Below are 7,183 nucleotides of genomic sequence, written 5' to 3' on the forward strand. Positions count from 1 at the left end.
TGGTGTCCGGCGATACCAACGCGGTCAGCCGGATGCTCGGACAACTCGGAGACGAGTGGACGCTGCTGGTTATCCGGCAGGCACTGATGGGGGCAACCCGCTACGCCGACTTCCAGGGACGCCTGCCGATCTCGCACTCGGTGCTCGCGAGCCGACTGCGGTCGCTGACGCGCGACGGTCTGCTGATCAAGCGGGCCTACCAGACGAATCCGCCGCGCGCCGAGTACCTGACCACGCCGCGCAGCCGGTCGTTGTGGCCGGTGCTGGTGTCGATCTGGGACTGGGAACGACGTTGGGTACCCGGGCACGCCGGCGGCCTGCCCGCGATGCACCACACGACCTGCGACGCGAACTTCGCCCCGCAACTGACCTGCCGTTCGTGCGGCGATGCCGTCACCGACAAAGACGTTGTCGCCCAATGGGGTCCGAGCGGATCGTGGGCGCGCTCGGTACCGCTGGCTGCGACCCGGCGGCGGTCCTCGTCCGACCCGCGTCAGGCGGGCCTGTTCCCGCAGACGATGAGCGTGCTCGGCAATCGCTGGGGGTTCGCACTCCTGGTTGCCGCGTTCGTCGGGATGAGCCGGTTCACCGACTTCCAGACCCAGCTCGCAGCGCCGCCGGGCTCCATCGCCGACCGACTGTCGATCTTGGTGTCGAACGGGGTGATGGCCATGGCGGACAACCGCTACCGACTCACCGAGAAGGGCCGTGCCCTGTTTCCGGTGTTGATCTGTGCGCTGCAGTGGGCTCAGCGGTGGTTTCACGCACCCGAGGGGCCGGCGGTGGTCCTCACCCACACGGCGTGCGGCGGGCGCTTCACCGCGGTCATAACCTGCGACCAGTGCACGCTGCCGCTGCGCGGGACACTGATCATGGCGACCTGACGCGTCCGCCTCCGCCGAGACTGCGGGGAGATCGCAATTTCGGCGCGAAAAGCGATCTGTCAGCAGTTTCGGTCTAGCACTCCCCGAGCGCGAGTGCTAATATCGCTTTCGCACAGTGATTGGCTGCCCGCCAGGGTGGCGGGCTTCAGAGGCGCTATAGGAGGTGGATTGCTGTGCTTCGTTTTGATCCGTTCAGTGACCTTGATGCCGTGACCCGGGGCTTGCTCACCAGCCAGACCGGATCAAATCGCACTCCTCGGTTCATGCCGATGGACTTGTGCAAGATCGATGACCATTACGTGCTGACCGCCGACCTGCCCGGCATCGATCCCGGTTCCGTCGACGTCGACGTCGACAACGGCACGCTGACCATCGCGGCGCGTCGCACCGCCCGCAGCGACGAATCCGTTCAGTGGCTGACCAGCGAACGCTTCTTCGGCACCTACCGGCGACAGCTATCGCTGGGCGAAGGCATCGACACTACCGCTATCTCGGCGACATACGAGAACGGCGTCCTGACGGTGACGATCCCGATGGCCGAACGGGCGAAGCCGCGCAAGATCGACGTCGCACACGGCGGCGGGCAGAGAAGCATTCCGACCACCATCGACGCCGACTGACACACTGCTGTGACGGGTCGCGGCGCTAACCGTGGCGGTCCAAACGAAACTTCAAGTGCGTAGCGACCGTTGGCCATTCGACATCCAGGATCGAATACACCACGGTGTCGCGCCGCGTCCCGTCCGGCACAAGTTGATGGCTGCGCAGGATGCCGTCGAGCTTCGCGCCGAGTCGCTCGATGGCCGTGCGGCTGGTGAAGTTGAAGAAGTGCGTGCGGAATTCCACTGCCACGCAATTCAATACGTCGAACGCGTGGCCCAGCATCAGCAGCTTGGTCTCCGTGTTGATACCACTGCGCCGTGCCGACGCGCCGTACCAGGTGTTACCGATCTCGACTCGCCGGTTGGGCGCGTCGACATTGAGGTAGCTCGATGACCCGACCACGGCTCCCTGATCGCTGCTCGCGTCCGCGGTGCCGTCGAGGCGACGCACCACAAACGTCAGCCCCGTCTCGGGGTTCTGCAACCCGAGCCGCATGTCAACCCACTGCGAAGCGGTCTGTGGCGACGGCGCACCGGTGAACCACAGGCCGCCGACGTCGCCGTCGGCCGATGCCGCAGCGATCTCCGTAACATGGCCACGGCTAAGGGGTTCCAGCGATACCCAGCGCTGACCAGTGAGTGTCACCGGCTCGACGAAGCCGCTCACGCCGGTCGCCCCATGGCCGCCCACGCCACCACCATCGCCCACACAGACAACACGATCGCGAACACGGTCACCGCCGCCGCGATGTAGAACCCGTAGCCTGCAGCCACAGGCGGATGCACATAGAGGCGGTAGTACCACATCGTCAATACCGCGATCAGCACCGAGATCGCCAGCGCCGCAGACGATGCCACCCGGGCCGACAACCCGCGCGCAGCCATCGCGCCCGCGACGATCAACGCCGACGCCAATAGCGCGATCAGTTGACCGGCGCCGAAATGCGGCGGCAGCGACAGGTTGCCCACGACCCCACCGACGGCGTTCGCCCGGCCGCCACCGTCCGCCCGGGTGGTCAGCCACGGCAGCCACACGGCAACCGCGAGGATCGCGGCACAGAACGCGATCAGCCAGCCCGGTATCAGTCGAGGCACGCGAATGAGACTATCGGGTGTGGCGCGCGGCCCAGACCAGCGCGTGATCGGCGACGTCCGCCCAGCCGTCGAGAACGGTGATGAGATGCGGCCTGCCGTGAAAGACCTTGAAGTCCGTCGGCGCCGACGAGCGCCGGTAGCGGTTGAAATTCTCGTAGACCACCGACTCCGGCATCACGTGATCACGATCGCCTGCGACCAACAGCAATGGTGCGCGGTTCGAATTCGCGAAGTCGACGCCGCTGGCCGCCCTCGACCTGGGTTGGAAGTCACCGGTGAAGATGTCGTAGATCGCCCGGCTGTTCGCCGGTTTCGCCAACTTGGAGTGCCACCGATCCGATTCGGCGCGCGAGACGGTGTTGGCGAAGGCGTAATGGAAGTGAGCCGGGCTGATCGACACCGCTCGGCGCCGATTGCGCGGGTCGCGTAGCCACGGCCACGCCGAACGCCACATCGACAGCGGGGCCCGCAGCACACCACGCGGCTTCGACGGCGCGATGGCGACGCCGGACCGCCCCAACCCGCGATCGAGCAGCCGCTGGGCGATCAAGCCGCCCATCGCATGGCCGATGACGATCGGCGCATCGGGCAAAGACCGGACAAAGGCGTCGAAGTGGTCGGTTGCGCCTGCCAGCCCGATACCGGGGTCTGCGGGCCAGTTCGGCGCATGCACGACGTACCCGGCGGCGCGGTACCTTTCGACCCAGCCCTGCCAGCTATTGGTTGACAACCACAACCCGTGGATCAGCACAATCGGCGGCGCGTCATTCGACATCGTCTCTAGTGTGAAGGTTCGAGACGACATCGAGGGCGGTAATGCGATGAGCGAACTTCCCGACTGGGCCGAGCGGCTCGACCTGTCCCCTCATCCCGAGGGGGGCTGGTTCCGGGAAACCTGGCGAAGCAGACTGACGATTCCCCAGTCCGCGCTGCCACCCGACTACGCCGGATCGCGCAGCGCCGGAACGGCGATCGTGTTCCTGTTGATGCCTGGTCAGCAGTCGGCTTGGCACACGGTGCGGAGCACCGAGTTGTGGCTCTACCACCGCGGCAGTCCGCTGTTGCTGGAGTTCGGTGACGAACAAGGCGACGCCGCAACGCATCTGCTTGGCGGCGACATCACGGCGGGCGAACATCCGCAACTCGCGGTGCCTCCCGGACACTGGCAGCGGGCCCGCCCACGCGACGACGAGCCATCTCTGGTCAGCTGTGTCGTCGTACCCGGATTCGACTACGCCGACTTCGCGTTGGCCGCGCCTACCGACTGAGCAGCTGCACCGCCGCCGCCACCAGCGCGGCGTTGTCGGGCGCCGGCGACCCGTCGGGCAGCGCCAGGGTGTCCTCCAAGCCGATCCGCGCCTGCAAACCCCGCGCACCGGCGTGTTCCAGCAGAGGCCAACAGCTTTCGTCTAAGCCGTGCAGCAGGACAGGGGCGGGCGAACCGGCCGCCAGCACCTCGCCGAGGACATCATCGGCGGTCGCGATATCACCCTCGGGGCCGAGTTCGACCATCACCCGCATGCAGTGCGCGGCGATCTCGGACCGGGCCCACGACTCCGCCGCCTCGGTGTGGAATATGCCGACCTCCACACCGAGCCCCATCGTGTGCAGCAGATGCGCCAAGGGCTCAGATCCCGGCTCGTGCCAGTTCACCGAGGCGAAATCCGGCAGCACCGTCCAGCCCTCGACCGTGCGCAGCCGTTCGTCCGGATCGGACAGTGCCCAGAAGCCGGTCGTGACCCCGACCGGTAGGCCGGGAACGGCATGCCGCACCGCCTCCACCGCCGCCCCGACGACCTCGGGCTGCAGCGAGTCGGCACCGTCGGCGGTCTTGGGATGCATGTGCACCGCCTTCGCGCCGGCCTGATGCGCGGCGACGGCCGCCGCCGCTAGTTGCTCGGGGCTCACCGGCAGATTCGGGTGCTGATCCGGCGTCCTGGCGCCGTTGATGCATGCCTTGAGGTAGGTCTTCTGGCTTGGCATGCCTTTATCTTCACCCTTCGGGCACGCAGTTCGCGCAGTAGCGTGCTCAGCATGCGTGGGCACACCATCGTCTGTGGTGACGATGCGCTTGGGTTGCGGATCGTCGAGGAGCTCACGACCGCGGGCATGAGTGTCGTGACCCTGCAGTCCCCCGACGCACTGTCCGCGGCCGGCGTCACCGACGCCGAGGCGGTGATCTGCGCTGACGACGACGACGATCTGAACCTCGAGATCGCCCTTCTCGCCAGGCAGGCCAACCCCGACGTACGAGTGGTGGCCCGCCTCGGGAACGGCGTTCTTCGCGAGGCGATGGCGCAGGACAACGGCCCGGGCGCGATCCTCGATGTCGCTGACCTCGCGGCACCGTCCGTCGTTGAGGCGTGCCTCGCCCGCACCGCTCACACCATCTCGCTCGCCGGCGTGGATTTCATCGTCTCCGGAACCGATGCACCACGCGACGGCACGCTGCGGGAGATCTACGGCGATCTGGCACCCGTCGCGGTGGTCTACGGCGAGACGTCCGCAACTCCCGGTGAGGTGGTCGCATGCCCGGGACGCGACTTCAGAGTTCACGAAGGCGACTGGACAGCGATGATCGGCACCGCCGACGAGCTTGCCGCGCAGAACATTTCGGTCGCGAAGCCAATCAGAGCGACTCGCAGGCGACGCCCGCCGATCCGACGCGCCATCGACGCGGTGCGGGCCTTCCGCGAGGACCTCAACCCGATGTTCTACCGCGCGCTGGCGGCGTCGTCGGTGCTGCTGTTGATGGCGACGGTGCTGTTGCGCTTCGCCTACCAACGTCCGCCAGGTATGAGCTGGATCGACGCGCTGTACTTCAGCACCGAGACGATAGCCACCGTCGGATACGGCGATTTCAGCTTCATGGAGCAGCCGACCTGGCTGCGGCTCTTCAGCATTCTGCTGATGTTCGCCGGGGTGACCACCACGGCGATACTCGTGGCCTTCGTCGCCGACGTCCTGCTGTCGCGGCGACTCGCTCACTCAGCGGGACGGCGGCGGGTACGCCACCTGCACAACCACATCATCGTCGTCGGCCTCGGCTCGTTCGGCATCCGTGTGGTGGGTGATCTGGCGGCCGCCGGCTACGACGTCGTCGTCATCGAGCGCAAGGACGACAACCGCTTCCTGTCCACGGCGGCCCGTCTCGACGTGCCGGTGATCTTCGGTGACGCGACTCTGCGCGAGACGCTCGAGTCGGCGCGCATCGACGACGCCCGCGGGGTCGCGGTGCTCACCCAGGACGACATCGCCAACATCGAAACCGGCATCGTGCTGCATGAGATGCTCGGCCACCGCAAGGTGCCGATCGTCCTGCGGGTCTATGACCGGACGCTGGGGGCGGCGGTGGCCCAGCGGTTCGGCTTCGAAAATGTCCGGTCCACAGTCGATCTCGCTATCCCGTGGTTCATCGGCGCCGCGCTCGGGCTGGATGTGCTCGGCACCTTCCTGGTGGGGCAGCGCTCGTTCATGGTCGGTGGGGTTTACGTGCAACCGGGCAGTGACCTGGACGGCATCAAGATGGCGGACTTGTCGACGCAGACGCGGGTCATCGCCATTACCCGGCCCGGCAGCCCGGTTCGGCTCCACCCGCGACGCGACACCAAGCTCAGCGCCAGGGACACCGCCTACCTGGTGGGTCCGTATCGGGAACTGCTGGACACCCTGCGTAAAGGACAGGGTATCCAGCAGACCACCGATGTCACTGATCCAGCGACGACAGGTTGAAGCCCGCACCGGTCGGGTCGGCGACAGCCGCCAACCGGCCGTACGGCGTGTCCTCTGCATCGCGGATCACGCTGCCGCCGTTGTCCCTGACCAGTGCCACCGTCTTGTCGACGTCATCGCTGCCGAGGAAGAAGAACCAGTTCGACGGCACACCCTCGGGCATAGTGATCGTCGTTCCGTCCATGATCCCGACCAGCGCTTCGCCATCGAAATCGGCAGTGCTGTAGCGGAATTCGTCAGTATCGGAAACGCTCTCGATCTGCCAGCCGAACACCCTCCGGTAGAAGTCCAGCGCCTTGGCGTAGTCGCGGCTGGTCAGCTGGTGATAAATCGGAGCACAGGCCTCGCCGAACACCTCGAAGCCGTGGTGCTCGATGGGCTGCCACAGCCCGAAGAACGCACCGGTCGGATCGACCAGCATGGCCATCCAGCCCTTGTCCTTCACCTCCATCGGTTCGACCGGTTGTGCGCACGTCACCGCACCCGCCTCGATAGCCGTTGCGAGCGTGGCCCTGATGTCGGCGGTGTGCAGGTAGGTGGTCCAGCCGTCGGGGCTGTTCCACTGCGGGTCGTTGGTCATCAGGCCCGCAACGGCGTGGCCGCCGGAGAAGGCGTTGACGTAGCCGCCGTACTCGGGTCCGGCGGATTCGAACGTCCACCCGAACACGTTGCCGTAGAACTGCTTGGCGCGTTCGAGGTCCGAGGTTGCGAGGTCGATCCAGGTGGGGGCACCTACGGGTGCGCCTTGGCGGGTGGGCACGTTGGGGTCTCCTTGTGCTGGTGTGGTCGGTCACCGATGCAGACCGCCGTCGCCTGAAAAACTCATCACCTCTCCTGCCGAGCAGACGCAAAAACGCCCAAAATACCGCC

Annotated in this window: 9 protein-coding genes; 4 read left to right on the plus strand and 5 right to left on the minus strand. The window is 66.5% G+C overall.

Annotated features, from left to right (window positions below; genetic code table 11):
- The first annotated feature begins 2 nt into the window (after positions 1–2).
- Entirely contained in the window at positions 3–884 is an 882-nt protein-coding gene (locus QOC76_RS24020; RefSeq protein ID WP_526361122.1) for a winged helix-turn-helix transcriptional regulator, read from the plus strand.
- Positions 885–1,057: 173 nt separating this feature from the next.
- Complete coding sequence (locus QOC76_RS24025; RefSeq protein WP_526361124.1) at positions 1,058–1,504, plus strand: Hsp20/alpha crystallin family protein; 447 nt, start codon at positions 1,058–1,060, stop codon at positions 1,502–1,504.
- 25 nt (positions 1,505–1,529) lie between these two features.
- Here the strand turns inward: QOC76_RS24025 and QOC76_RS24030 are convergent, their stop codons facing one another.
- From QOC76_RS24030 to QOC76_RS24040, 3 genes are read right to left on the minus strand one after another with little or no spacing between them, the layout of a single operon-like run.
- Positions 1,530–2,153 carry a GNAT family N-acetyltransferase gene (locus QOC76_RS24030; RefSeq protein ID WP_526361126.1) on the minus strand — a complete coding sequence of 208 codons (624 nt, stop codon included), beginning with the start codon at positions 2,151–2,153 and terminating at the stop codon, positions 1,530–1,532.
- Positions 2,150–2,581, minus strand: a complete 432-nt coding sequence (locus QOC76_RS24035) for a hypothetical protein (RefSeq protein WP_526361128.1) — start codon at positions 2,579–2,581, stop codon at positions 2,150–2,152. Before QOC76_RS24035 ends, QOC76_RS24030 begins: the two co-directional genes overlap by 4 nt.
- A 10-nt stretch (positions 2,582–2,591) precedes the next feature.
- Positions 2,592–3,356, minus strand: a complete 765-nt coding sequence (locus tag QOC76_RS24040) for an alpha/beta fold hydrolase (RefSeq protein WP_526361130.1) — start codon at positions 3,354–3,356, stop codon at positions 2,592–2,594.
- Positions 3,357–3,402: 46 nt separating this feature from the next.
- Between QOC76_RS24040 and QOC76_RS24045 the strand changes: the two genes are divergently transcribed.
- Positions 3,403–3,849 (plus strand): cupin domain-containing protein, encoded by a 447-nt coding sequence (locus QOC76_RS24045; RefSeq protein ID WP_526361142.1) that lies wholly within the window; start codon positions 3,403–3,405, stop codon positions 3,847–3,849.
- Here the strand turns inward: QOC76_RS24045 and QOC76_RS24050 are convergent.
- On the minus strand, positions 3,839–4,564 hold the full coding sequence (locus tag QOC76_RS24050; RefSeq protein WP_526361132.1) for a 3-keto-5-aminohexanoate cleavage protein: 726 nt from the start codon (positions 4,562–4,564) through the stop codon (positions 3,839–3,841). The two genes, QOC76_RS24045 and QOC76_RS24050, sit on opposite strands and share 11 nt — an antisense overlap.
- A gap of 51 nt (positions 4,565–4,615) precedes the next feature.
- Between QOC76_RS24050 and QOC76_RS24055 the strand changes: the two genes are divergently transcribed.
- Complete coding sequence (locus tag QOC76_RS24055; RefSeq protein ID WP_526361134.1) at positions 4,616–6,313, plus strand: NAD-binding protein; 1,698 nt, start codon at positions 4,616–4,618, stop codon at positions 6,311–6,313.
- On the opposite strand, the gene QOC76_RS24060 is transcribed toward QOC76_RS24055, so the two are convergent.
- A complete protein-coding gene (locus QOC76_RS24060; RefSeq protein WP_526361136.1) occupies positions 6,288–7,073 on the minus strand; it encodes a VOC family protein in 786 nt (261 codons plus the stop codon). The genes QOC76_RS24055 and QOC76_RS24060 overlap by 26 nt on opposite strands.
- Between the last annotated feature and the right edge of the window lie 110 nt (positions 7,074–7,183).

It is taken from the genome of Mycobacterium sp. (genome assembly GCF_032159565.1).
GTDB lineage: Bacteria > Actinomycetota > Actinomycetes > Mycobacteriales > Mycobacteriaceae > Mycobacterium.